This is a genomic window from Pedobacter sp. BS3, from assembly GCF_008274585.1.
In the GTDB taxonomy this organism is placed as follows: Bacteria; Bacteroidota; Bacteroidia; order Sphingobacteriales; family Sphingobacteriaceae; genus Hufsiella_A.
The window spans coordinates 342,049-368,838 of sequence record NZ_VTRT01000003.1 but is presented as its reverse complement, the minus strand read 5'-3'; the positions used below and the strand labels follow the sequence as shown (position 1 = coordinate 368,838).

At 43.7% G+C, this 26,790-nt stretch carries 24 protein-coding genes; 8 read left to right on the top strand and 16 right to left on the bottom strand.

Going from position 1 to position 26,790, the window contains the following annotated elements:
- Positions 1-20: 20 nt before the first annotated feature.
- The 3 genes from FW774_RS10345 to FW774_RS10335 all read right to left on the bottom strand — a co-directional run bounded on the left by FW774_RS10345 (position 21) and on the right by FW774_RS10335 (position 1,946).
- Positions 21-602, bottom strand: coding sequence for a nucleotide exchange factor GrpE (locus tag FW774_RS10345; protein WP_149348105.1), 582 nt, complete (start codon positions 600-602; stop codon positions 21-23).
- 324 nt (positions 603-926) lie between these two features.
- Positions 927-1,610 (bottom strand): cell division ATP-binding protein FtsE, encoded by a 684-nt coding sequence (locus FW774_RS10340; protein WP_149348104.1) that lies wholly within the window; start codon positions 1,608-1,610, stop codon positions 927-929.
- A gap of 132 nt (positions 1,611-1,742) precedes the next feature.
- Positions 1,743-1,946, bottom strand: coding sequence for a fructose-6-phosphate aldolase (locus FW774_RS10335; protein ID WP_149348103.1), 204 nt, complete (start codon positions 1,944-1,946; stop codon positions 1,743-1,745).
- A gap of 278 nt (positions 1,947-2,224) precedes the next feature.
- Here FW774_RS10335 and holA point away from each other — a divergent pair, with 278 nt between their 5' ends.
- A complete protein-coding gene (gene holA, locus FW774_RS10325; RefSeq protein ID WP_149348101.1) occupies positions 2,225-3,253 on the top strand; it encodes a DNA polymerase III subunit delta in 1,029 nt (342 codons plus the stop codon).
- Here the strand turns inward: holA and FW774_RS10320 are convergent.
- The 7 genes from FW774_RS10320 to lpdA all read right to left on the bottom strand — a co-directional run bounded on the left by FW774_RS10320 (position 3,243) and on the right by lpdA (position 9,896).
- Complete coding sequence (locus FW774_RS10320) at positions 3,243-3,959, bottom strand: 3'-5' exonuclease (RefSeq protein WP_149348100.1); 717 nt, start codon at positions 3,957-3,959, stop codon at positions 3,243-3,245. The two genes, holA and FW774_RS10320, sit on opposite strands and share 11 nt — an antisense overlap.
- A gap of 104 nt (positions 3,960-4,063) precedes the next feature.
- On the bottom strand, positions 4,064-4,720 hold the full coding sequence (nfi, locus tag FW774_RS10315; protein ID WP_262714439.1) for a deoxyribonuclease V: 657 nt from the start codon (positions 4,718-4,720) through the stop codon (positions 4,064-4,066).
- A gap of 254 nt (positions 4,721-4,974) precedes the next feature.
- Complete coding sequence (locus tag FW774_RS10310) at positions 4,975-5,835, bottom strand: RNA polymerase sigma factor RpoD/SigA (RefSeq protein WP_149348098.1); 861 nt, start codon at positions 5,833-5,835, stop codon at positions 4,975-4,977.
- Positions 5,836-6,001: 166 nt separating this feature from the next.
- Complete coding sequence (locus FW774_RS10305) at positions 6,002-6,610, bottom strand: hypothetical protein (RefSeq protein WP_242457791.1); 609 nt, start codon at positions 6,608-6,610, stop codon at positions 6,002-6,004.
- Entirely contained in the window at positions 6,591-7,409 is an 819-nt protein-coding gene (locus FW774_RS10300) for a metallophosphoesterase family protein (protein ID WP_149348097.1), read from the bottom strand. Before FW774_RS10300 ends, FW774_RS10305 begins: the two co-directional genes overlap by 20 nt.
- An 81-nt stretch (positions 7,410-7,490) precedes the next feature.
- A complete protein-coding gene (locus FW774_RS10295; RefSeq protein ID WP_149348096.1) occupies positions 7,491-8,333 on the bottom strand; it encodes an MBL fold metallo-hydrolase in 843 nt (280 codons plus the stop codon).
- A gap of 174 nt (positions 8,334-8,507) precedes the next feature.
- Positions 8,508-9,896, bottom strand: coding sequence for a dihydrolipoyl dehydrogenase (lpdA, locus tag FW774_RS10290; RefSeq protein WP_149348095.1), 1,389 nt, complete (start codon positions 9,894-9,896; stop codon positions 8,508-8,510).
- Positions 9,897-10,447: 551 nt separating this feature from the next.
- Here lpdA and FW774_RS10285 point away from each other — a divergent pair.
- Positions 10,448-13,192 carry a SusC/RagA family TonB-linked outer membrane protein gene (locus tag FW774_RS10285; protein WP_149348094.1) on the top strand — a complete coding sequence of 915 codons (2,745 nt, stop codon included), beginning with the start codon at positions 10,448-10,450 and terminating at the stop codon, positions 13,190-13,192.
- A gap of 218 nt (positions 13,193-13,410) precedes the next feature.
- Here FW774_RS10285 and FW774_RS10280 read toward each other — a convergent pair whose 3' ends face one another.
- On the bottom strand, positions 13,411-13,950 hold the full coding sequence (locus FW774_RS10280) for an RNA methyltransferase (RefSeq protein ID WP_149348093.1): 540 nt from the start codon (positions 13,948-13,950) through the stop codon (positions 13,411-13,413).
- Positions 13,950-14,252: a hypothetical protein gene (locus FW774_RS10275; RefSeq protein ID WP_242457790.1), complete on the bottom strand. Its 303-nt coding sequence runs from the start codon at positions 14,250-14,252 to the stop codon at positions 13,950-13,952. Before FW774_RS10275 ends, FW774_RS10280 begins: the two co-directional genes overlap by 1 nt.
- Here FW774_RS10275 and FW774_RS10270 point away from each other — a divergent pair.
- The 5 genes from FW774_RS10270 (at position 14,242) to gap (ending at position 18,387) form a co-directional block, all read left to right on the top strand.
- Complete coding sequence (locus tag FW774_RS10270; RefSeq protein WP_149348092.1) at positions 14,242-14,493, top strand: hypothetical protein; 252 nt, start codon at positions 14,242-14,244, stop codon at positions 14,491-14,493. The genes FW774_RS10275 and FW774_RS10270 overlap by 11 nt on opposite strands.
- 2 nt (positions 14,494-14,495) lie before the next feature.
- Positions 14,496-15,008: a hypothetical protein gene (locus tag FW774_RS10265; protein ID WP_149348091.1), complete on the top strand. Its 513-nt coding sequence runs from the start codon at positions 14,496-14,498 to the stop codon at positions 15,006-15,008.
- A 542-nt stretch (positions 15,009-15,550) separates the two neighbouring features.
- Positions 15,551-16,534, top strand: a complete 984-nt coding sequence (gene pfkA, locus FW774_RS10260) for a 6-phosphofructokinase (protein ID WP_149348090.1) — start codon at positions 15,551-15,553, stop codon at positions 16,532-16,534.
- 1 nt (position 16,535) lies between these two features.
- On the top strand, positions 16,536-17,384 hold the full coding sequence (locus FW774_RS10255; protein ID WP_149348089.1) for a hypothetical protein: 849 nt from the start codon (positions 16,536-16,538) through the stop codon (positions 17,382-17,384).
- 7 nt (positions 17,385-17,391) lie between these two features.
- Complete coding sequence (gene gap / locus FW774_RS10250) at positions 17,392-18,387, top strand: type I glyceraldehyde-3-phosphate dehydrogenase (protein WP_149348088.1); 996 nt, start codon at positions 17,392-17,394, stop codon at positions 18,385-18,387.
- 51 nt (positions 18,388-18,438) lie between these two features.
- On the opposite strand, the gene FW774_RS10245 is transcribed toward gap, so the two are convergent.
- Positions 18,439-21,201: a family 78 glycoside hydrolase catalytic domain gene (locus FW774_RS10245; RefSeq protein ID WP_149348087.1), complete on the bottom strand. Its 2,763-nt coding sequence runs from the start codon at positions 21,199-21,201 to the stop codon at positions 18,439-18,441.
- A 154-nt stretch (positions 21,202-21,355) separates the two neighbouring features.
- Between FW774_RS10245 and FW774_RS10240 the strand changes: the two genes are divergently transcribed.
- Positions 21,356-22,888 (top strand): ArnT family glycosyltransferase, encoded by a 1,533-nt coding sequence (locus FW774_RS10240; protein WP_149348086.1) that lies wholly within the window; start codon positions 21,356-21,358, stop codon positions 22,886-22,888.
- A gap of 125 nt (positions 22,889-23,013) precedes the next feature.
- Here FW774_RS10240 and FW774_RS10235 read toward each other — a convergent pair whose 3' ends face one another.
- The 3 genes from FW774_RS10235 to clpB all read right to left on the bottom strand — a co-directional run bounded on the left by FW774_RS10235 (position 23,014) and on the right by clpB (position 26,485).
- Complete coding sequence (locus tag FW774_RS10235; RefSeq protein WP_149348085.1) at positions 23,014-23,448, bottom strand: DUF2147 domain-containing protein; 435 nt, start codon at positions 23,446-23,448, stop codon at positions 23,014-23,016.
- Positions 23,449-23,596: 148 nt separating this feature from the next.
- Positions 23,597-23,866 (bottom strand): hypothetical protein, encoded by a 270-nt coding sequence (locus FW774_RS10230; RefSeq protein WP_149348084.1) that lies wholly within the window; start codon positions 23,864-23,866, stop codon positions 23,597-23,599.
- 21 nt (positions 23,867-23,887) lie between these two features.
- The gene (clpB, locus tag FW774_RS10225) at positions 23,888-26,485 is read right to left on the bottom strand and encodes an ATP-dependent chaperone ClpB (RefSeq protein ID WP_149348083.1); all 2,598 of its coding nucleotides are present in this window, start codon (positions 26,483-26,485) and stop codon (positions 23,888-23,890) included.
- Between the last annotated feature and the right edge of the window lie 305 nt (positions 26,486-26,790).

The window sequence follows — 26,790 nt, the reverse complement described above, 5'->3', positions numbered from 1 at the left end:
TGTTCAAAACTGTTGTCTGCCTATGCACCTACAATTACTTTTGCAAAGCGTAGCACTTTGTCGTTTAGATAATAGCCTTTTTCCAGCTCATCAACAACCTTGCCTTTCAGATCGTCGGATGGAGCCGGAATATTACTGATCGCTTCATGAATATCGGCATTAAAAGGCTCGCCAACAGACTTCATTTCTTTAACGCCTTTTTGCTGCAGCGTGGTTTTCAGTTTGTGATAAATCAGCATCACACCCTCTTTTACCGATTCTATATCAGTTGCGTTTTCCATAGATTTGATAGCACGTTCAAAATCGTCCAGTACGGGCAATAATGAAAGTAATATATCCTTCCCGGCAGATTGCAGCAGGTCTATGCGTTCTTTTGTGGTACGCCGCTTAAAGTTATCAAACTCGGCATATAGGCGCAGGTATTTATCGTTGGCATCTGCAGCTTCGGCTTTGGCCTTATCTAATTCAGAAAGTTCAGCGCCCTCATCTGCACCATCATCATCTTTGTGATCTTGCGTCGCTTCGTTCACTTGTTCAATTTCCTCTGCACTATTTTTATCTTTTGATACGGGTTGTTGCTCTCGCTGATTAGTCTTCTGCATGTTATTTGAATTTATCGGTTATTCCTTAATAGCTTAGATTGATCACCGGCATACGGCAAATCTTTTGCCAGAGTCTAAAACAGGTCATCCTGTCAGTGTAAAACGTACTTAGACCTGCAAAATGTCTGCCTTGTTGCAATAATGACGGAGTTGGAATTAAGTGAAAAGTGAAAAGTGAAAAACTTTGTAAGAATCCCTAAAATTAACTTAACGCCTATGCGCATAAGGCGGGGCCATGTGCTAAAAAAATCAAAAACGCATCAAAATGGCCCAAGCACACCAGGCCGGCCTGTATTTTGAGCAGGTGTTATTCGATTAATAGCCTTAGCTGATCTTTGCGTCTTCGTGTACCTGGCCGTTCTCGCACTTAATAATACGCGATGGGAATGTCCTGATAATATGGTAATCATGTGTAGCCATAAGCACGGCAGTGCCAGAGCTGCTGATTTCGCGTAACAGCAGCACAATTTCTTCGGAGGTATCGGGATCTAAGTTTCCGGTAGGCTCGTCGGCCAGTATAATTTCAGGATCGTTGAGCAGGGCACGGGCAATTACCACGCGTTGCTGCTCGCCACCCGACATTTCGTGGGGCATTTTTTTGAGCTTGGAGCGTAGTCCTACTTTTTCCAGCACATCACGTACACGCTCATTGATCAGGTTTTTGTCTTTCCAGCCGGTGGCTTTCATTACAAAATGCAGGTTTTGCTCAATGGTACGGTCGGTAAGCAACTGGAAATCCTGGAAAACAATGCCCAGTTTCCGGCGCAGGTAAGGCACATCGTGGTCTGAGAGCTTTTTCAGGTCGAATCCGGCAACCTGCCCTTCACCGGCGCCAATGTGCAGATCGCCATAAATTATTTTCAACAGGCTGCTTTTTCCTGATCCGGTTTGCCCGATAAGGAAAATAAATTCGCCTTTATTTACCTGTAAATTTACGTTAGAAAGCACCAGGTGCTTTTGCTGATATACGTCTACATTCTGTAGTTTTATTACCGCGTTTCCTATCATTATTTTATTAATGCTACACTTTTATAATAAACAGGGATATTGTGATTATGTGCTGTTAATATTGAACTGCCACCTGCTTTTATCCCGGATATCCGGGATTTCACTACGTTCAACTTTTTACTTTTCACTTAATTAAATATCTAATTCCAGGATCTTTCCGAAAGGCAGATCCCTGATCTTTTCCATAATATAAGCTGCGTGTGCACCCAGGCCGGCTTTTTCTAACGATTTGTCAGGCCGGTCGATGCGAAAATAAGCCAGCAATGTGAACTTTTCATCGCGTAACTGCACATAATCCGGAATTTTAGCAACACCCTTTACTTTGATAATATACATGGCTTTCAAAGATATAATTTTTTTTGTTCGTTATTCGTCTGTAGTTGTTAGTTGTTAGTTGTTAGTCCTTCGTTGTTCGTTGTTAGTCCTTCGTTGTTCGCATTACGCCCTAAACCTTACTCCTTTTACCTTCCAGCCTTCTACCTTCTGCCTTCAACCATCAACCATCAACCATCAACCTTCTACCTTCAACCTTCAACCTTCTGCCTTCAACCTTCTACCATCAACCTTCCTTTTTTGGCTTTTACCTTTTTCCTTTTTACTTTTGACCTCATCTCATGTCCGTTAAAGCTGTATTATCAGATCTAAAAGCCCGAAAGTTTAAGCCGGTTTACCTGTTGCATGGCGAGGAGCCTTATTATATTGACCTGATCAGTGATTATATTGAGGATAATGTGCTTAGTGATGCGGAGAAAGGTTTTAACCAGACGATTCTGTATGGTAAGGATACCGATATGGTTACCATTCTGAATACGGTGAAACGCTACCCGATGATGAGCGATTACCAGGTGGTTATTGTAAAGGAAGCCCAGGAATTAAAATGGGGAAAAGAGGATGACAGTAAAAAATCGCCTGACCCGTTTCTGGCTTACCTGGAGAACCCGCTTCGGGGGACGATACTGGTGCTCTGCTATAAATATAATAAGTTTGATAAGCGGAAAAAAGTATATAAAGCCATTGAGAAAAATGGACTGGTACTGGAATCGGCTACTATTTATGAAAATAAGATCCCGGCCTGGATAGAGGAATATGTGCAGGCAAAGGAATATAAGATAAATGCCCGTGCCGCCGCTTTAATAGCCGAATATTTGGGCAACGACCTTTCTAAAATTGCCAATGAGCTTGACAAATTATTATTGAGCACAGAAAAAGGCCGTGAGATCTCGGCGGATGATGTGCAGCGAAATATTGGCATCAGCAAGGAATATAATGTGTTTGAGCTGCAAACTGCCATCGGTAAACGCGATGTGCTGAAAGCGAACCAGATCATTGATTATTTCGCGGCTAATCCGAAGTCGAACCCCATACAAATGGTATTGGGTAACCTGAATACGTATTTTACCCGCCTGTTAAAATACCATTACAGTACCGATAAATCCCCGCAGGGAATAGCCCGGGAACTGGGCGTAAATCCGTTTTTTGTAAAGGATTATGATGTTGCCGCCCGTAATTATGCATGGCCTAAAGTGTTCAGTGTTATTGGCTGGTTAAGAGAATACGACCTGAAAACCAAAGGCGTTGATGCTACCGGCAATACTACCGACGGTGAATTACTGAAAGAGCTGATCTTTAAAATTATTCATTAACAATAACGATCTGCTCGTCGGGGATTAACGGTTTGCACCTGAATTTCATCAGTAGCTGTGCCGTAGTGATAACATCTTTCTGGCAGTATATTTTTATCCGGTCGATATCCTTATCCTGCCAGAATACGGCGTGAACGTCGGCCCCGGTAATATCATCTTTTGGCGTGGGGATATCAAAAATTGCTGCCAGAAGGTTTAAGGAAGTATAGTTTTTATAATCGCCAAACTTCCAGAGCTCCATGGTATCCAGGTGATTGACCTCCCAGGGCTTTTTGCCGGCAATTTGTAACTGGGAAGGTATAGGCATACAGTTGATCAGCATCCGCCGGCACAGGTATGGAAAATCAAACTCTTTGCCATTGTGTGCGCACAAGATCAGCGATGAAGGCTGACGCCTGAGCAACTCTGAAAATTCTTGCAGTACGATCTTTTCATCCTCGCCGGCAAAAGATTTAAGGCGTAAACCGGTTTGGCCATTTGTGTTTGTAAAGATCCCGACCGAGATACATACTATTTTGCCAAACTCGGCCCATATACCGGCCCGGTGATAATATTCCTCGGCGGTTTCGCCTTCGCGACGGTTGTAAACGGTTTTTTGTGCCCAAAGTTCTGCCAGTTGCACCGGCACATGCTCAAAGGAGGGGTACTGCGGAACGGTTTCGATATCCAGTACTAAAACATTTTGCAGGTCGAGGTTTTCAAGCATGGCACAAATTAAAAAATTCAAAAATTAAAATCCCGCCAATTGGGGGGCTCAGTGATATCTTATAAAACAATAAAAAAATATCAATAATTCAAAAAGATATTGTATCAGAATAGCTCCTGCTGGTTGTTATTATTGCTTGCTGCTACCCGGCTTTGATTAACCAGCAGATGCGCCAGCCGGGTAGGCTCGGGAATACGGTGCTTACCTACACAATGCTTAATGATATCAACGCTTTCACGCATACTCACACGATGTCCGGGCGAAACATATACCGGTTCACAGTTCCGTTTAGTGCGAAGCACAATGCCCACTTCTTCGCCCTGGTCATACAGGATGCTTTCTGCAAACGGGATATTTTCCGGTTCGGTAAAATTTCCGGTGAGCCTGCTTTTAGCGCAGCCTATGCTGGGCGCCCCGGTAACTAAACCGAAATGTGTGGCAATACCTAAACGACGCTGATGGGCAATACCCTGACCGTCGAGCACCATCACATCAGGTTTAGTCTGTAGCTGCTTCCAGGCTTTCAGTAAGGCCGGTACTTCGCGAAAGGCAAGCAGACCAGGGATATACGGAAACCGTGTCTGGTCAATAACGGTAATTTTATCAACAACATGCAGCTCCGGGTAGCTTAGTACAATGATACCGGCATAAACGGTTTCTGAGTACTTGTTAAACGAGATGTCTGCTCCGCCAATGTGTTTTACCGGGATATCCAATGGCCGGAGCACGATTTGCTTGCGCAATTCGTGCTGGTATGCAATTGCCCCGGCGGCAGTAAGGTTTTGGTATTGTTCGGGAGACAGTTTAATAAGTTAAAAGTTAAAATTAAAAAGTAAAAAACTGCAAAGTGTACTATTAAAGTTAAAGGTTGAGTTCAGCGAAATCCCCCGAGTAATTCGCCGTTCGGGATTAAAAGCAAAAACCGGTTTATGAGGCTATTTGTTTTGAAAAGATACTAAATGCAAAACGCCCTTCCTGTGCAGAAAGGGCGTTCTGTTCTTGATCTTTTATCGCTTTAGCCTAAATACGATTTCAGGATCTTGCTCCTGGATGTATGACGCAGGCGTTGCAGTGCTTTGTCTTTGATCTGACGTACGCGTTCGCGGGTAAGATTGAATTTCTCTCCGATCTCTTCCAGCGATAACGGATGATTGGTACTTAACCCGAAAAACAGTACAATGATCTCACGCTCACGTTCGGTAAGGGTTGCCAATGAGCGTTTTATCTCCTCCGAAAGCGATTCGTTGATCAGGTTACTGTCCGTATTCGGATCGCGGTTTTCCAGTACGTCGAGCAGGGTATTTTCTTCACCCTGAACAAACGGTGCATCCATAGATACGTGTCTGCCGGAATTGCTGAGCGTATCTGAAATTTTGTCAACCGTAGTTTCCAGAATGTCTGCCAGTTCTTCCGGTGATGGTTCGCGTTCATATTCCTGCTCCAGCTTGGAAAATGCCTTGCTGATCTTGCTCAGCGAGCCTACCTGGTTTAAAGGCAAACGAACAATACGCGATTGCTCGGCAATAGCCTGCAAAATGGACTGACGTATCCACCATACGGCGTACGAAATAAATTTGAAACCTTTGGTTTCATCAAAGCGTTTGGCGGCTTTTATTAAGCCTAAATTTCCCTCGTTAATCAGGTCTCCGAGGGTGAGACCCTGGTTCTGGTACTGTTTCGCTACAGAAACTACGAAACGTAAATTCGTTTTTGTTAAACGTTCTAATGCGCCTTGATCGCCTTCTCTGATCTTTTGGGCAAGAATTACTTCTTCCTCTGCTGTAATTAAATCTACCTTACCAATCTCGTGAAGATATTTATCTAACGATTGCGACTCACGGTTGGTAATGGACTGGGTTATTTTGAGTTGTCTCATGTACGGTATTAGCCCCTTTCATTTTTGAAAGTTTGCAAAGTTAAAAACTTTTATAGCTTTAACGATGGATTGTGTAAAAAGTTGGCTGAAAATTGTTGTTTTTTTGAAATCTTTTATGTAAAGATTCATCCACAAAAATCGTTCCACTACTTGCCGAAATGAATATCTATTGAAAGTAAAATTTTGCACCTATCCCCATTTTGATAATTTGATGTAATCGCAGCGCATGACGGTTCTGTATGTAACTAATTAAATACAATTCGTTTGTGTTAAATTCATTGTACAGGCTGATATACTTTATTTTGCTTTGACCGAGCAGTTTGGCCGCGTTAATCTTTATTTCGGTACTTAGTGAAATATGTGGTCGCAGGGCAGTTGACCACCAGTAGTACCCTTTTTCATAGGTGTTTTTATCCCAAAACCGGCTATAATTACTACCCATGTGGTATGAAATAAACATTCCGGGATTAATTGGGAACAGCGTTCCCCAGTTGCTGACGGGAATAAGAAAAGGACGCCATGCGAATTTCGCGGCCAGGATATTCAACGGACCACCAACTGCTTTGGGAACGAACCCATAGCTTATATCCAGCGAGCCTTTATCTTTCCCGAAAAAGCTATAGCCTGCACCTGCGCTGAAAAAGCCGATGCTACCTGCATATTGTAAAGTAGCTGTATGGGGTATCAGGAAGTCCAGCTTCTGGGCATTGGCAAAATTACCCGGTAAAATAAGTGCCAGTGGCAGGATTATTCGTCTAATACAGGATAAATTCATTGGTAAAATGCCCTTTAAATATCTTGATAATTGAGAATCCCCGTGTATAAACCCCGTTTGTAATGTAATAGGGCTTGTTGTCGCTGTAAGGATATTCTATGCCGATGGTATGATTATGCGCATTTAACGAACCCAGGAAACCGGGTGTGCCATCTAAAATTCTGCCATATTCATTAAACAGCGATTGATCAAAGTCTACACTTGTGGGCGGCACATGGGCTACAGCGACAAAATGGTTGACACCCTGCTGTGGCGTAAACTCTTTACGAAGCCAGTCCAGGTTAGGCACGGTATGATCAAACTTAACTTCACGACTGTTGGTGTCATGGCAAACAAATTTCACACTATCATATACAAAGCTGTAGTTCAATGGGCCATACATGTGCTCAAATACGTTTTTGCCGTTGGCTACGGCATCGTGATTACCGATTACGCCGAGATAAGGCACTTTCAGCTTGCTGAATATCTTATGCACCCATTCCATTTCCTGTAAAAGGCCGAAATCGGAAATATCGCCATCCAGCAATACAAAATCTACGTTATCAATGGCATTTACTTTTTTAACAAAAGCTTCGCACGATTCATACGACCGTTGGGTATCTCCGCATAAGATCAGCTTAATGGTATCATCAGGGGTTTGAGCCTGGATTTTTGCCAGGTTTTGGGCATTCAGGTTTTCAGGAGAATCAGCATCAAAAGCCACATTCGGGCTGTATTCAAAACTGTTACATGCGTTCAGGCACAGGCATATAACAAATGGGAGTGCAGTAACAGAAAAAAGCCGACGATAAATTTTCATATATAAACCTTACAAGTAACCGCCTCTGTAAGGTTTATGTTTGTCAGTCGAAAGTCTGTTTATTTCTGCCTGAAATAAGAATTAGCCAATATCTGTTAAGGGAAATGTGTCTTTAGCACGTATGCCTTTTTCTGTAAGCTGTAGCGTACAACATTCTACCGTTGGGTCGTGCTCCAGGTAAAGAATATAATTATTATCGAGTGCTTCCTTTAAGAACGCTTCCTTTTCGGTTAGCGTGGTCATCGGGAACATATCATAAGCCATGACATAGGGGAGAGGGATGTGTCCCACAGAAGGCAGCAGGTCAGCCATGTAGACGATGGTTTTATCCCGGTGCCGGATAACCGGCAGCATCATGGCATCGGTATGGCCGTAAGCAAATTTTACGGAAATATTGTCAGTAAACCTGATGTTAGCACGTTCTTCAATAAATCGCAGTTGCCCGCTTTCCTGGATAGGAAGAATATTTTCCTTAAAAAACGAGGCTTTTTCGCGGGCGTTGGGATAAACTGCCCAGTTCCAGTGTTTTTCATTGCTCCAGTAAACGGCATTCTTAAAGGCGGGAACCAGCTTATCATCCTGACGGATAATAGCGCCGCCAACATGGTCAAAATGCAAATGGGTAAGGAAAACGTCGGTAATATCATCGCGGTTAAAACCATATTTCGCCAGCGATTTATCCAGCGTGTCATTTCCGTGGAGATAATAATGGCTGAAGAATTTTTCGCTTTGCTTATTACCGATACCGGTATCGATCAGAATAAGGCGGTTACCATCTTCAACCAGCAGGCAACGCATGGCCCAGGTGCACAGGTTGTTTTCATCAGCCGGGTTAGATTTGTTCCAGATGGTTTTAGGAACCACGCCGAACATAGCCCCGCCATCCAGTTTGAAAAGTTCCGTATCGATGGTATATAGCTTCATGGTAAGGGTTTAAGGTCAGAGGTATACGGTTTAAGGCTGTTATGCCATAAAAGTACAAAACCCTTCGGCTGAATCAAAGGGTTTTGTACGGGTTTTGTTGCCGGGATGTATAGCATTCTGCAATGCTCGGCTTGGGTCTTTTAACCTTCCGCCTCACACCTTCCGCCTTCTACCTTACAAGTGTATCACTTCGCCGTAAGCGTCGGCGGTAGCTTCCATAATGGCTTCGCTCATGGTAGGGTGCGGGTGTACCGATTTGATGATCTCTATTCCGGTGGTTTCCAGCTTGCGGGCAACAACTACTTCGGCGATCATTTCGGTTACGTTGGCGCCGATCAGGTGCGCACCCAGGAATTCGCCGTATTTGGCATCGAATATTACCTTCACAAAGCCGTCTTTTGCTCCGGCAGCGCTTGCTTTTCCGGATGCGGAGAACGGAAATTTACCTACCTTGATTTCATATCCGGCTTCGCGGGCGGCTTTCTCTGTATAACCTACAGAGGCAATTTCCGGCGAACAATAGGTACAACCCGGAATGTTATTATAATTAATAGGTTCAGGGTGATGTCCGGCTATTTTTTCCACGCAGGTAATACCTTCGGCGGAAGCAACGTGGGCCAGCGCTTGTCCCTTAACAATATCGCCAATAGCGTATACGCCCTCTACGTTGGTTTTGTAGAAATCGTCAACCACCACTTTACCTTTTTCAACTTTTACGCCAACTTCTTCCAGGCCAATATTTTCCAGGTTTGGCGTTACCCCTACGGCCGATAGCACAATGTCGGCCTCTAACGTTTGCGTTCCGGATGCGGTTTTTACCTGCACCTTGCAGCCGTTGCCGGATGTATCAACCGATTCGACGTTGGAGCCGGTCATGATATCAATACCTGCTTTTTTCAGGCTTTTGGCCAAGGCTTTTGATATTTCCTCATCTTCCAGCGGAACAATATTATCCAGGTATTCTACCACGGTAACTTTAGTGCCTATAGCGTTATAGAAGTATGCAAACTCAATTCCGATAGCTCCTGAACCCACAACAACCATTGATTTTGGCTGTTCCGGCAGGTTCATGGCCTGGCGATATCCGATCACTTTCTTACCGTCCTGTTTCAGGTTCGGCAATTCGCGTGAGCGGCCGCCGGTAGCCAGTATGGTATGTTTCGCGGTATATTCTTTGGTTGATCCGTCGGCCAGCTTTACTTCGGTTTTCCCGCCTTTTTTAATGCGGGCGGTTCCCATGATCACGTCAATTTTATTTTTCTTCATCAGGAACTGGATACCTTTGCTCATGCCTTCGGCAACGCCACGGCTGCGTTTAATAACCGCATTGAAATCAACCTGACCCTGCTGTACATTGATTCCGTATTCTTGTGCGTGATTGATGTATTCAAAAACCTGTGCGCTTTTTAGTAATGCCTTGGTTGGTATACAGCCCCAGTTCAGGCAGATGCCACCTAACGATTCACGTTCTACAATGGCCGTTTTTAGCCCTAACTGCGACGCCCGTATGGCGGCTACATAACCACCCGGACCGCTACCAATAACTATTACGTCGTAATCCATATTTTACTGAAAGTTTGTTGCGGCCAAAACTACTAAGGATTAATGAAAACTGGAAATCGGGGGAAGTCTTCTTCGGGACACGTTCGGGACTTCTTCGGGAAAAATCCCCAAACTTCCGGATGTGTCCCGGAGCAATACACTAAGTAACCCGGAAGGAATCCTGGTTTCTGTGTTTAAAGCATGATAAGCAGGGTTTTTGTTTTAAGGGAATACCGACAAATATATGGTCTTATGGTTTTCTATGTGCTGTCCCGGCAAGCTATAGCTTGTGAGTTCTTCGGGTGCTCTTCGGGGAAAAATAATCACAATGGACTTAGTGTAATCATTTGGAAAGTAAAACGGGTTTAAATAAAAAGTCTTGTATACTATTAGTGAGCTTTTGTTTATGCATAGCTGATATGAGTTTTAAATCAAGGTATAGCTGCCACAGTTAAGAGGGTAATTGCCTGTTTTTTCTTTACTGTTAAGGTGTATTCTACAAAAGTTATAGTTTTTTGGCTTTTATCTATACTAAAAAAGAATCATCTTTAGCATCTATTAACCAATTCCTTATGACCACAAATCTACGTTATCGCCTACAGCGGATAAGAATGATTTTTATCTTGTTTCCGCTATTTGTTACCCAACTGTTAAAAGCGCAGGATGCTCATGAAAAAACCATTAATGATTCCTGTTTATCTGTTGTTACTGTTTGCGATTATAAGCTCAGTCCCGATTATCATGCCAATTCGATTGCCGGATTTTTACAAGGCAGGGTTGCCGGGCTGAAAGTAACGCCCTATAGCGGGCAGCCAGGCACGGCAACTACGTTAGATATTCGTGGAATTACGACTATATCCGGAAGTAATTATCCTCTGATTGTGATAGACGGGCAGGTGTTGAATGCAACTCCGGGCCATACCATTGCAGGAGATAATTCCCGGCCAACGGATGTATTAGGAGGGATAAGTCTGGAAGATATAGAAACGATTGAGGTGCTTAAAGATGCGGCAACAACCGGAATTTACGGAGCGATGGCTGGTAACGGGATTATTAAAATTACCACAAAGCAAGATAAAAAGCAAGGTAAGCTGACTTACTTTAACCGTGTGGATATGGCCGGTTTACCCCGGCAACAATCTGTATTAAACGCCGGCGATTATATGCGGTTTATTAACGAAGGTCGCCAGAATTCCGGTCAAAGCCCGTTGTATACCGATGAGCAGATAAATACATTATCGGCAAACAGTATAAACTGGCAGGACAGGGTGTTCAAAAACTCGTTTTCTCAGATGCATTACCTTTCTTTAAGTGGCAGTAATGATAAGAGCAATTATTTTGTTTCCGGTAATTATAACGATCAGAATGCTATCGCGTCGCAATCTGATTATTTGACAGGAGGGTTACGAATCAATGCCGATCATACCTTTGGTTCAAAACTGAAAGTAGGTTTGCGTTCCTACTATTCAGGTACACGACATAACTATGCGGGAAATACCACGGAAGCGGCTTTTGGCGAAACCAATTTCGCCCCGCTTTTTGCCCTCATCAACAGTCCCCTGGAAAATAATCCGGCATTTTCTGATTCCGCACTTACTTTTTACCTAAATAAAAATGATGCAAAGCTGGATATACTGCTGGGAAACATTAACGCATCGTATCACTTTAACGAAAAATGGACGTATAATTTCCTTGCGGGGATAGACCGTTATCATGCTAAAAATGAGCTTGTCAGAACAACTTCAGGAGATGAGGTAGCCGTTCATGACGGGAATAAAAATACATCATACACTATTTTCAATGAATTGAACTACCGTGAGACCCGGCAGGCGCATACATTTGATGTTTCCGCGATATATGCCTGGCAGAAATGGAAAAATGAAACGGTTAACGGTACAAGCTTATTTGATTATGAGGGCAGTCGCTCTTATTCGAGCTATAATGCCGGTCTTCATTCCATTAAAGCCCGTGTCGGATACGACTATGATAAGCGCTACGCTCTGACATTGACAGGAACTTACGAGGGCATGTCGCGATATGCCCCGGACTCAAGGTGGAAACTCTTTCCTTCAGCCGGTTTTAACTGGACAATATCCAACGAAAAGAACTTTAACTGGCAAGTTATCTCGTTGCTTCGTCTGCGCACCGGTTATGGTGTGGCCGGTATCGAATATGTGAGATCTGCTAATTATGTAGAGACAGGGTCACTTGTTTATTATCCGGGAAGCACTGTTGGACCGGGCTACGTTCTCTCTGATATGAATAACGCGAATTTGAAACCATCCCTGGTGAAAAATTTCAATATTGGCGCTGATATTGGTTTAGCGGGTAACGCATGGAATTTTTCGCTGGACTATTACAGAAAAAATGTCAGTAATATGTTAATAAATGTTAGCGCACCGGGTGGGATAAGTTATTATACCAACATGGGTGAAATAGCCAACAGCGGCTTGGAGATTACCGGAAATTATTTGCTCTGTAAAACAAACTGGTCGGTAACCATTGGCGGCAATATCGCTTTCATGCGTAATAAACTTAACCTTCCTCAAGGCATTGCAGGAGCGGGGCAGGCTTATTATACTTCTTATAATTCAGGTTTGGGTATGGTGGTGCAAACAGCGCAATCCGGTAATACAGTATCTTCCTTTTATACGTATAAAACTGATGGAATTTACCAGACTGCGGCAGAAGTTGCCGCGGGCCCGGAAGCAGCTACCGCCCAGCCGGGCGATATTAAATGGGTAGACTGGAACCATGATAGCCAGATCACAGATGCCGATAGAACAGTAACAGGCAACCCGTATCCTGATTTTATTTACGGGCTAAACGCGGCTGTGAGCTATAAAAAAATATCGGTTAACTTAGGTATTACCGGAAGTTATGGAAATGAGCTTTTGAACCTCAATAAATGGGTTACACATACCAATAATACCTACAACAATTACAATATGTCGCAGGATGCCTATACTAACCGGTGGACAGGGCCAGGCAGCAGTAACCTGTATCCGAGAGCGACCTATAGTAATTTAATAAATGCTCCAATTAATACGCGTGTTCCTGATTGGGCCGTTGAAGACGCTTCTTTTCTCAGGCTTCAATATATTTCTGCTGGGTACACTTTTGCAATGAACCGGAATTCAAAAGTAAAGAAGCTGAGGGTATATCTTTCTGCTACCAATATCTTCACTATAACCAACTATTCGGGCTATGATCCGGATATTGATACGTACGGCGATAGCGTGATTAACCGGGGAATAGATTGGGGAACATTGCCCCGGCCACGAACTGTATCGGCGGGGCTTGAGCTGAATTTGTAGGAGAGTTTATGAGCTTTCACTATCGTAAAAATCGGGTTAACCTGGCGTAAATAGTGTTTCGTCTGTTAAAACATAGTTTTAAACGTCATAGGTTTTAAAAACCTATGACGTTTGTATATTATTAACCCAATGGGTTTAATCGTAAATGATTGATTGTGATTTACTTATGAAATTTTAGATATCGTTATAGGGTTAATAATTTAACAATACCGGATATGTTAGTTTTCTTTTACATTCAGTTTTGAAAAAAAATCCCACAGCACAATGCCAGCTGATATCACGATATTGAACGAATGTTTAGTTCCGAATTGTGGAATTTCCAGGCAGGTATCAACAAGTTTCATCACCTCGTCGGAAACGCCATTTACCTCGTTGCCGAATATCAGAGCGTATTTTTTACCTGTATCAGGCTGGAAATGGTTAAGCATCGTGCTGTTCTCGGCCTGTTCTATAGCGATAAGCTGATAACCATCCTTTCGCAAGCGATTTACCGCTGTTACGGTATGAGCCTCATACGTCCAGGCAACAGAATGGGTAGCGCCTAAAGCCGTTTTCTCAATTTCACGGTGCGGGGGCTGCCCCGTAATGCCGCAAAGTACAATCTCCTCAACGGCAAAACCATCAGTTGTCCGGAATACCGAGCCCACATTATGCATGCTCCGGATATTATCGAGTACAATAACAACAGGCAGTTTTTCCTGCTCCCGAAATTCGGGAACACTTACCCGCCCTAATTTTTCCAGTTTCAGTTTGCGCATTATGGTTCTTTCACGCCATCGCCAATCAGCGAATTGTAAACCGAAGGTGCATAACCGATTTTGTCGGTATAATAAGCGATTATTTTTTCGCTGAAATCATCAAAAGAGTCGCCTTTAACCAACGCGATAGCACAACCGCCGAAACCGGCGCCGGTCATGCGTGCACCGGCCACATCATCGCGTGTTAACGCAAATTCTACAATAGTGTCCAGCTCTTTTCCGGATACTTCGTACAGGTCTTTAAGTGATTGGTGCGAGGCGTACATCAGCTTACCAAATTCATCAATACGGTTGGCAGCCAATGATTGGAGTGAAATAGATAAACAGAAAACTCGTGAATATGTAGATTTTCTTATAGGAAATATCGGCGATGAACGTCTTATTGCCCATAAGAATGAAGTTGCAGATTGTTTTCTTGATAAACTTATTACTGAATATCCGAGGGTTGAAGATATGAAGCAAGCATTACCGGATAATAAGGATCATTTTACCAAATTAATGGCCGGGTGCTTCAGTGAATATGGCGTTAACATTGACAATTAGAGATGAAAAGTTATTTATCTTTATTTCTGTTATTGATGTTAGTAACGTCTTGTGTTAATACTACATCAGATTTATTGAGAGGGAAAAAGCTTTATATTCTTCTTGGTAATAGTTTAGATATAAAAAAGGTAACCTATATCACAGAGCTTGAACTGTATTTTAAAACCAGTAAAGAGGTTGAGATTTTAAGAACAGTGTACTATGGAGATATAGTAGAAGATGGTGTTGACACTGTTAAAACACATGCATATACGTTTAAAAATAATGTTTTAGATATACCAGATTATGGTTTAAATAAGTTGACGTTAATAGAGAGTGATAAGCTTTATAATAGTGACAAGCAATTGTTTTTCTATAAAAGCTCTATATTGACATTGTCTCCTGAAGAGAAAAAAGCTCGATTGAGAGAAACCTTTGAACACGATGGCTGGATGCGGCTATATCAAATGCTCACTAAAGAGCATATAAATCCAAATTATACCTCCCTGATTAAAGCAAAGAAAATTAAAATTTGATAAAGTGCAGGCTCAAAAAGTAGCCGACTAAAAGTCAACTATTATGCAAAAGGTATAAGACTATATTGTATAAAACCTAGCAGTTGTTGGAGACGGCTCTCAGCCAATGTTTGTTCTTGATGGATACGAATAATGACGCATTTCTATTCATGTAATATGGAATAATAAGCGTTCTATTACTGCTTAATCTAATGAAACCTGGATTATAAATAAATGTTAATTGACTCATTTCAAACCCCATATCTAATATATTGATTGCTAATTCTGATTAGCCGGATGGCACCCTATGAGCCTGGGGCAGCAACACGCATGGTCTGCTGTTAATCCTGCTACTGGCTGCAGGAGTATGAATGCAGGTTAGGCGATCTGATTTTGTTGCTCATTTTACGGCGATTCAGCCTATACAATATAACAAACTGAAAGTCAATAATTATCAATAATAACTTCGGGTATTTAGATAAAAGTGGAAAAAATTATTACAAAAATTACCTTAGTGTAAAAAATACACAGTATATTCGTGCTCACATTATTTAAATCACTTAGTGAAATCCATACAAAAAATAGCTGTTTATACATCAGGAGGCGATGCTCCCGGGATGAATGCTGCCATCAGGGCAGTAGTACGTACTGGTTTATATAAAGGTAAGCAAATGGTAGGTATTGTACAGGGATATCAGGGCATGATTGATAAAAATTTCCTGGATATGGATGCCCGCTCAGTTTGCAATATTATCCAGCACGGCGGAACGATGTTAAAAACAGCCCGCTGCCAGGAATTCAGAACACCGGAAGGCCGTGAAAAAGCCTATAAAAATTTAGTAGAAAAAGGTATTGATGCCTTAGTTGCCATAGGTGGCGATGGTACATTTACCGGCGCTGAGCTGCTTTCCAAAGAGTTTGGGATCCCGGTAATTGGAATTCCCGGTACCATAGATAATGATCTGCACGGAACTGATTTTACCATAGGCTATGATACGGCAAACAATACTGTTATTGAAGCCATTGATAAGATCAGGGACACAGCAGCCTCTCACGATCGCATTTTCTTTGTAGAAGTTATGGGACGTGATTCCGGAAGTATCGCTTTGTGGGCCGGTATTGCCGGTGGGGCAGAAGCCGTTCTTCTTCCTGAAAAAGATACCGCCATAGAAGACCTTATTACAAAGCTTGAGCAGGGATACGACAGTAATAAAACATCGAGCATTGTAATTATTGCCGAGGGGGATAAAAATGGTGGAGCTTACAACGTAGCCAAGCGGGTAAAAGAGAAATTACAGTTTTACGATATTAAGGTTACCATTCTCGGCCACTTACAACGGGGCGGTAATCCCAGCAGCTTTGACCGGGTATTGGCCAGCCGTTTAGGATATGGCGCTGTTAATGCCTTGCTGAATGGCGAAACCCGGAAAATGGTAGGGCTAAAAAACAATAAAGTGCAGCTCACCGATCTGAGCGAGGCAATTAATCATTCTACCTTTAAGCTGGAGGAAGATCTGTTGGAAATGGCTAACGTGCTTACTATTTGAGATGATCGCCGTTGTTTACAGTGGTTCGCGGTATGCAAACTGGAAACTGGCCGAAAAACATACGCTGGTTTCCGAGTTCAGAACAATAGGTATAAACCCGTATTTCGACGATGAAAAGGTTATCACACAACTGCTCAATAAAAACAATGAGCTGATAACCCACGCCGAAAAAATAAAAAAGATCTATTTTTTTGGGGCCGGCATAACCTCTAAAGAGCAAAAAAGCATTGTTAGCAATGCACTGGAAGCCTTTTTTATTCACAGTAAGGTAGTTGTTGAGCCCGATATGAAAGCGGCCGCCTTGGGAACCTGTGGCGATAGTAAAGGTATTGTTGGTATATTAGGCAGCGGTTCTAATGCCGCTTATTACAACGGAAAACACCTGAAAAAAAACAATTACGGCTTAGGATTTATTCTTAATGATGAAGGGTCGTCAAACTGGATCGGAAGAAAGTTGCTGAAAAGCTTCCTGGTAAATGAGATGCCCGCCGCACTCAGAGAGAAATTTATATACAAATATAATTATGATCGCAAGTACATCCTTGAAAAAGTTTACCGGAACCCGCATCCAATATTATTTTTAGGCTCGTTTTCCGAATTTTTGATGGATAACAAAAAAGATCCGTTCATTAAGCAAATAGTAAGTACAGGTTTCGACCAGTATTTTAAAAATTATATCATTCCGTTAAGCAAGAAGCATCCAGGCAATCCCTTACATTTTGCCGGTACGGTAGCCGCCGGTTTTGAAGACTGGCTGCACGAAACAGCGCATAAAAACGGAATGGAGATACAATCGGTGGTAAAAGCGCCGATATATAACGTTTTAAATTATTACATAAATAAAAATTAGTACAAATATGAAAATTGGAATTAATGGATTCGGTCGTATTGGCCGTCTGGCATTCAGAGCTGCCAGCGAAAGAAGCGATATTGAAGTTGTTGGTATAAATGATCTGGTAGACCCCGAGTACATGGCTTACATGTTACGGTACGATTCTACCCATGGAGCTTTTAAAGGAACCGTTGAGGTGAAGGACGGTCATTTAGTGGTTAACGGTAAAACCATCCGTGTTACTGCCGAAAAAGACCCGGCAAACCTGAAATGGAACGAGGTAGGCGCTGAGATCATCATCGAGTCTACCGGTTTATTCTTAACCCAGGCCGATGCGCAAAAGCACATCCAGGCAGGTGCTAAAAAAGTAGTAATGTCTGCACCCGCAAAAGACGATACCCCGACATTTGTAATGGGCGTTAATCACAAGCAGGTAAAACCAGAGCAAACTATTGTATCAAACGCATCGTGTACCACGAACTGCCTGGCGCCAATTGCAAAAGTATTGAACGATAAATTCGGCATCCTGGAAGGCCTAATGAGCACTATCCACGCCGTAACAGCTACACAAAAAACCGTTGACGGCCCGTCGCATAAAGACTGGCGTGGCGGACGTGGCGCATACCAGAACATCATTCCATCATCAACCGGGGCAGCCAAAGCGGTAGGTTTGGTATTACCGGAATTAAAAGGTAAACTGACCGGTATGTCGTTCCGTGTGCCTGTGGCCGATGTTTCTGTGGTAGATTTAACCGTACGCCTAGCCAAACCGGCATCTTATGATGATGTTAAGAAAGCCATGAAAGAAGCTTCGGAAGGTGAGCTGAAAGGTATTTTAGGTTACACTGAAGACGAAGTGGTTTCGCAGGATTTCTTAGGTGATGCCCGTACATCAATTTTTGATGCCAAGGCCGGTATCGCGTTAAGCGACACCTTTGTTAAAGTGGTATCATGGTACGATAACGAGTGGGGCTACTCTAACAAGCTGATTGACCTTGTTCAGCACATTGGGTCTATCTAAACCTCATTTATTTTAATACAACAAAATGCCGGAACCACAATTCCGGCATTTTTAGTTAACCAAAAACTGATATTTCCCGGAGCCAACAGTTAAAACAAGGCAATTCTCCTGCCTTTCGGCGATACGAATATCCGTTAGCTTTTCAACCGGCTTTCCACTTTCGGTAACCTGTTGTCTGGCGTTTGCCGGAAGATAGATACGGGCTGTAGCATTAGCTGGAATTTCAACGGTAAGGTTAAAACCTTTGGGTAATTTATTCCATTCCGTGCGGATTACCCCGTAAGGAGAGGAGTATGATGCCTTTGCCGCAGTGACACTACCAACGGGCTGAGGCCTGATCTCAATCGTTTTAAAAGCGATAGAACCATCCGCCTGACGGATACCGCCCAGACCACTGTAAAACCATTCCATTAAATGACCAAGCATTAAGTGGTTATTGGAAACAAAGCCGTAAGCCTGCCACGATTCGGTTAACGCGGTAGCGCCATGAGCAAGCTGATAGCCATAGCCGGGCACATCCGAGCGGCTGTTCATGGCATAGATTACATCCGGATAACCTTCATCTTCCAGCACCCGTAAAACATACCTGAAACCCACATCACCGGCCGTAAGGCTGTTATTCCGGTCGCGGATATCTTTAACCAGATTGGCCACAACAGCGTTTTTGTAAGAAAGTTCAACCAGCTTCATATAAACCGCCATAGCGTTGGCCGCCTGGCTTCCACTGGCATATTGAGCCGTTTTATTATCAAAAAACTGTTCGTTAAACGATTTTTTAACCGTAGCAGCCAAAGCACCATATTGTTCAGCGTCTTGCTTTTCACCCAATAAAGCGGCTACCTGCCGGATAATATCGAGGTCGTAATAATAGATGGCAGTAGCCGTTACGCCTTTTGGAGTAAGCTGCGACTCGCCGGGACGTTTAGGGCCAATGTCGAACCAATCGCCCAAACCGTAGGAGAGGATATGATTTTCGGATTTTTTATCCAGGTAAGCGATGTATCGTTTCATCATGGGGTAGGCCATTTTCAGGTTTTCGATATCGCCATACCAGTGATACAGGTACCAGGGCAAAATAATAGCGCTGCTGCCCCATTCGGGCGAATCGCGAAAGCCACCGCTAAACTGTACATATTCAGGGGCAATATCAGGCACTAAACCCTCACCGGTTTGTGCATTCATCATATCGTGGGTAATTTTACGGCCTAAGGAGGCAATGTTATACGCATAGCGAACGGAACTGCCCATCAGGTGTGCTTCTTCCAGCCAGCCGAGCTTTTCGCGGTGCGGACAGTCGGTAAGTACACTCACCATATTGCTCCGTATCGCCCAGTCTATCAGTTTATAAGTACTGTTAAACAGGGTGTCCGAGCACCAGAATGTACCATCGGCGTGGGCATCGTAATGGTTGTGTAATCCCTTAACGGAATACAAAACCGGCAGGCTGTCAATATGTTCCTGGGCTGGCGCTGCGCCTTCTACCTGCACGTATCTGAAACCATAATAGGTAAATTTAGGCTGCCAGCTTTCCACTCCTTCACCTTTTAGGATATAGCTAAAGTAGTTAGGTCTTCCCGTAGCCGACTGATTTACCGTGCCATCCGGATTGAGCAATTCGCCCGGAGTGATTTTGACGACGCTTCCCCGTTTACCTTTTACGCTGATAGCGGGAATACCGGACGCATTTTGTCCAAGGTCGTAAACCCGCAGACCAGGTTTAGGCTGTGTGATTTTTTGTGGTTTTAGTTCATCGAACAGTTTAACGGGTTCGGCAGTTTGCGAATGAAGCAGGGGAGGCCCGTCAACAACGACCGCTTGCTGCCAATGCCGGTCGTTAAAGCCCGGTTTATCCCATCCGCTCTGCTCCAAGCGGGCGTCATAATCTTCGCCACCGTAAATACTTGAAAAAACAGTCGGACTTTCATGCGTACGCCAGGAGGTATCGCTAACCAGGGTTTCAACAGCGCCGTTTCGGTATTCAATCATCAGTTTACATCGCATTTTGGGAAAGCCGTAGGCGCCTGTTATTTTGGTATAGCGCTCGTTAGGGATATAGTAGAAGCCATTGCCAAGCTGTACGCCCAACGCATTTTTTCCATGTTGCAGTATCTTGGTTACATCGAACGTTACATATAATGCATGTTTATCATATTGAGTCCAGCCCGGGTCTAAAAAATGGTCGCTAACTTTTTTTCCGTTCAGGCTTAGCTCGAATTGCCCAAGTCCGCATATAAACAGGGTAGCGCTTTTTACAGAAGTGCTTACCGTAAATTCTTTTCGTAACAATGGCAGAATATCCCGTTTAAGGCGCACATTTTTACCGGCTTTGGTTAGTGAATGTAAAGCCGGGACAATCCGTGCAGAATCCGGTAGCCTGTTATAGCCAATCCATTGCGCTTTACTCCAATCTGCCGCGGTTAGAAGCCCCATTTGCCAGGAAGCTTTGTCTGACCAATCTGAAACACGACCTTTATTATCCCATACTTTTACTTTCCAGTAGTATGTTTTGGCAGACTTTAGTTTTTGACCGGTATATTTCACTTGTATAGACGACTGGGAATTGATTTTCCCTGAATCCCAGATATTACCCTTATTGCTTTTGAGCAGGTTCACATCATCAGAAACCAAAATACGATAGGCCGTTTGCATCGTATTTCGCTGGTTGCTGGTAAGCTGCCAGCTTAGGGCCGGGTTGGGCTGTTCTACGCCCAGCGGATTGTTTGCATTTTGACATTGCAAACGGGTAACATTGATGGTTTGCGATGCGACGAACAGGGGCGACAAACTCAGCAGGCAAATAAAAAGGCTTTTCATGTATCCGTTACAAGGGAGTGTTTGACCCCGAAATATAAAGGATTTAATATAAATATAAGAATATACTATGCAGTAGTTTTTAATTGTAACATTAATACATTTTTTATCGTGTTATTATAAATTTATATATCTTTAAGGCAACCAACTGATATGGATGTCTGTTTTTCGGCGAAACCCCAGAGAAGCGCAATTAATTCTGCTATACGCTTGTTTAAAACTGGCTATCAATCTGTTAGCCAACCGACATTTGGGTTTTCACCGCGATGAATTATTATATATTGCTTATAGCAAGCATCCAGGTTGGGGATATAACGAAGCGCCGCCTTTTACAGGATATATAGCCTGGTTATCAGGGCATTTATTCGGTGATAGCTTGTATGCGTACAGGTTGTTTCCCGCAATTTTTAGTGCGCTTACTACCTATTTTACCGGTCTGCTTACTATCGCGTTTGGCGGTAAACGTTTTGCTGTAAGCGTGGCCTGCCTGGGAGCCATATTCTCACCGGCTTTTATGGGAAGCCAGTATCTGCTGCAACCGGTAGTTTTTGAGCAGTTCTTCTGGATTGTTATTGCCTATTTACTGGTTAAGTACGTACAGACCCGGCATATTAACTATGTTTACTGGTTTGCATTGACCTTTGGATTTGGTTTGCTGACTAATTATACGATTGCCGTGTATGCTATCAGTTTATTAATTGCCCTGCTTTTTTCTCCACAGCGCAAATACATACTCAACAAACATGTTTTTATAGCGCTTTTACTGGCGTTCCTGATTGCCCTGCCCAATTTATTATGGCAGTATCAGCATCATTTCCCGGCTATAGCGCATTTTAAGCATTTGTACTATTCGCTGGCAATTTATATTAGCACATACGATTATTTGCTGGAACAGGTATTGATTTATGCTACCGGGATACTCATCTGGCTGCCGGGTTTGGTTTACCTGTTTGTTAGCAGAACCCGGATAAAATACACCTTTGTGTCGGTTGCATTTATCATTATACAGATCATACTGCTATTGCTGCATTCTAAATTGCGATACAGTTTTGGCGCTTATCTGCCCTTATTTGCAGCAGGAGGAATAGCCTGGCAGAAATTACTGATGCGTTTATCAGAGCGAACGCATTATGTGCTGTTAACCGTTTGCCTTGTCCCGGCACTGGTATTTGTGCCGCTGGCAATTCCGGTTTTACCTTTACCTGCTACTTTATCATTGTTTGACTTTACGTACCATAGGCTGCACATTAAATTTCCCCTGAAGTGGAGCGACCAGGAATACCATGAGATCAACCAAACCTATGCCGATATGTTGGGATGGGATGAAATTGCCCAATACACGGTTACCGCCTGGGAGCATCAGGGAGATGAGCAGGATACCACCATTATTCTTGCCGATAATTACGGGCTTGCCGGCGCTATTGACCATTTAGGCAAATCAGGAAATCTGCCCCCGGTAATTTGTACCAGCAGCAGCTATATGCTTTGGGCTCCCGAAGCCATCAGACCTAAACATATCATTTACGCCGGTAACAATGAAGTATGGCTTTCGGCATTTGAGAAAATACTAAAAGTTGGCGAAGTAAGCAGTCCGCATGCCAGCGAAAAAGGTACGCCGGTTTACCTGTTATCCAATCCCGTTAAGGATATTAACGCGATTTATACCCAAGAACTTAAAGAACACCGTTAAACGGTAGGAGGGTAGAAGGTAAAGGGTTTAAGGCATAAGGGATTTGCGAATTACGATTTTAGATTTACGAATTTATGATAAGTGGGCAAAACCGGCCATATACCCCCAGCCAACTAACAATTAAATCACTTCACTCTCGACCAGGTTTCTGTTCTGCCTAATAAACTAATGCCGATATAACCCCGTATATTGAGTCGATCGGGGTTTTCTAATGACATTTTACAGCTGTAGGTTTTCCCGGATTTGGGGTCGTAGGCGGTTCCGTCTACCCATTCACCATCATCGTATTTAAAGTTTCTCAATACATCTAATCCGATAACAGGAGCGGACCGCAGATTTTTATTGGGATTATGGATATCGTGTTTGGGCTTTCCGTTCTCGTCGTTAGGTTCTTTGATCCATACCAGCTTTCCAAAATATTGAGCTCCTTTTTTATAGATCTGTATTCTTCCGCTACCGTGAGGACTGGACCAAATGCCGGTTACAGCATCCGGGTTTTGTGCCATACCTGGTACGGCATACACTATAGCCATAATGGCAACTAAAAGCAGTTTATTCATAAACAGATAACGATGATTATATTAATATACGTATCAGTGCGGGCGATTGTTTAAAGATTAAAAGGCTCCAGGCATCGTTTTGAGCTATTCTGACTTACCTGTTTCAAAATACCGGGCGAACAGGAAGTTGTCTGAATATCTATTCAATTTACGAAATCACTTCCCCGATTTTTACAGGTGATCTCTTGTTCAGGCTGCTAACAAGTTCTCTTAGTTGTTCCACGTTCCTTTTATCTGCTTGATACCAGGTTATCTGATAGGGCTGATGTCGAAGAGCGGGGTACCGGCGTTTCCCAGGCATAGCCAGAAAATCCTTCACCCCGGTTTTATCGACAAAGGCATTGCCGGGATCATCACTGATAACCAGGTTTATGAATTTGTTTCCCCGCTTTTCGGGCTGCCCGCTATCTTCCGTCACTTAAATGAGATAACCGGAGTATTACTGGTTCATGAACACAAAGTGATTATCGAACACATCCAGCTTGATCTTGCTGTCTTTATCTACTTTCCCGGCAAGGATATCTTTCGAAAGCTCGTTCAAAATGCGTTTCTGGATAACCCGTTTTAACGGACGGGCGCCAAATTGCGGATCATAGCCCAGCTGAGCCAGCCAGTCCAGCGCTTCGGGCGATGCTTCGATCTGGATACCCATTTCGGCCAGGGTTTGCTGTACGCCTTTGAATTGCAGATCCACAATTTCGCGTATCTCATCGCGGCCAAGCGGAGTAAACATGATCAGGTCGTCTATACGGTTTAAAAATTCGGGCCTGATGGTTTGTTTCAGCAGCTCAAACAGCTCGTTTTTGGTTTTAGCCATGATCTCTTCCTGGTTATCCTCATTTATATCCTTAAAGTTTTCCTGGATAAGGTGCGAGCCGATGTTCGAGGTCATGATAATGATGGTGTTTTTAAAGTTCACCACACGACCTTTGTTATCGGTCAGGCGGCCATCATCCAGTACCTGTAACAGGATATTGAATACATCGGGGTGAGCCTTTTCAATCTCATCCAGCAGGATAACGCTGTACGGCTTACGGCGCACGGCTTCAGTTAGCTGACCGCCTTCATCGTACCCAACATATCCCGGAGGGGCGCCAATAAGGCGTGAAACGGCGTGACGTTCCTGGTATTCGCTCATGTCGATACGTACCAGGGCATGCTCATCATTAAACAGGAACTCGGCTAAAGCCTTGGCCAGCTCGGTTTTACCCACACCGGTTGTTCCCAGGAAGATAAAGGAGCCGATTGGCTTGCGTTTATCGTGCAGCCCGGCACGTGAACGGCGGATGGCATCGGATATGGCTTCGATGGCTTCCTGCTGACCGGCTACACGTTTATGCAGCTCTTCTTCCAGGTGAAGCAGCTTTTCACGTTCGCTCTGCACCATTTTGGTAACCGGTATGCCGGTCCAGCGTGATACAACGCCGGCAATATCCTCGGCGGTGACTTCTTCTTTCAGCATCCTGCTTTCGTTATGCTGCTGGGTTTCAAGCTCTTTTTTCAGGCGTTCAACCTCATCCTGAGCCTCTTTGATCTTACCGTAACGCAGCTCGGCCACTTTTCCGTAATCGCCGGCACGTTCGGCTTGCTCGGCTTCCAGCTTATACGTTTCAATCTGCTCGATCTGGGTGTTCACCTTATCAACCAGGTCTTTTTCGCTTTGCCATTTAGCTTTTAGCGAATCGCGTTGCGATGACAGGTTGGCTATTTCTTCGGATAGATCGGCCACTTTCTTTTCATCTTTTTCGCGTTTGATGGCTTCACGTTCAATTTCCAGCTGCATGATCCGGCGGTCGAGCTCATCGACTTCTTCGGGTACAGAGTCCATTTCCAGGCGAAGCTTTGAAGCCGCTTCGTCCATCAGGTCGATGGCTTTATCCGGCAAAAAGCGGTCTGAAATATAGCGTTGCGATAATTCGACGGCCGCAATAATGGCTTCGTCTTTGATACGCACTTTATGGTGGGTTTCGTACCGCTCTTTCAGCCCACGCAGAATGGAAATGGCATCCTGGGTGTCCGGCTCATCTACCATTACCTTTTGAAAACGTCGTTCCAGCGCTTTATCTTTTTCAAGATATTTCTGGTACTCGTTCAGCGTGGTAGCACCAATGGCTCTCAGCTCGCCACGGGCGAGGGCAGGTTTTAAGATATTGGCCGCGTCCATAGCGCCTTCGCCGCCACCACCGGCTCCCACGAGTGTGTGGATCTCATCAATAAACAGGATGATCTCGCCATCGCTCTGGGTTACTTCTTTCACTACGGCTTTCAGGCGTTCCTCAAATTCGCCCTTGTATTTGGCTCCGGCAATGAGTGCTCCCATATCCAGCGAATAAACGGTTTTACTCTTCAGGTTTTCGGGAACATCGCCTTTAATGATACGAAAAGCGATACCTTCGGCTATGGCGGTTTTACCTACACCGGGCTCACCGATCAATATCGGGTTGTTCTTGGTACGGCGGGAGAGTATCTGTATTACACGGCGTATTTCCTCATCGCGACCAATTACCGGATCGAGTTTACCGCTTTCGGCGTATTCGTTCAGGTTACGGGCATATTTGTTGAGCGCATTATAGGTTGCCTCAGCGTTCTGGTCGGTTACACGACTGTCGCCACGTAACTCGGTGATGGCTTTTTTCAGGTCTTTTTCGGTAACGCCAGCGTCTTTCAGCATGCCGCTTACCTTATCGCCGGTATTTAAAAGGCCAAGCAAAATATGCTCAACAGATACAAACTCGTCTTTAAATTCTTTGAGATACGATTGTGCTTTTTGCAAAGCGCTGTTTGCGCCTGATGATAAATAGACTTCGCTTCCGCTTACTTTGGGGAAGCTCTGGATTTGTGCATCCAGTACACTATTCAGTCGGTTAATGTTCACATTCAGCTTCTTTAGCAGGTAGCTAACCACGTTCTCATCAACCGTTAATAAACCTTTTAACAGGTGTGCGGTTTCAATAGCCTGCTGCTGATTGCCAACCGCAATTTCGGAAGCCTTTTGAATGGCTTCCTGTGCTTTGATGGTAAAGTTGTTGAAGTTCATAGTACTAAGTTAGCATCAAAACAGTTGCCATGTACGTTTAGTTTCCTGCTTCCGGAAATTTTGTCGGTTAGATTTAAATTATTTCTGTAAAAATGTCTGATAAATAGCGGTTTAACCTGAAATAATTGCAGTTTTGGTTTAGAATAATTTGAGTTGGTTATTTGAGAGAAACAAGTTAGGTCTTGCTTCTTCAAGCAAGACACCAAGCTGAAATGCTTCAAACTCTTGTTCCCATTGCTCTCTTTTTTTTGCTCCCCGCTTACCGTATTTCTTATCGAGAATTTCGTCAAGGGTTGTGATATTAT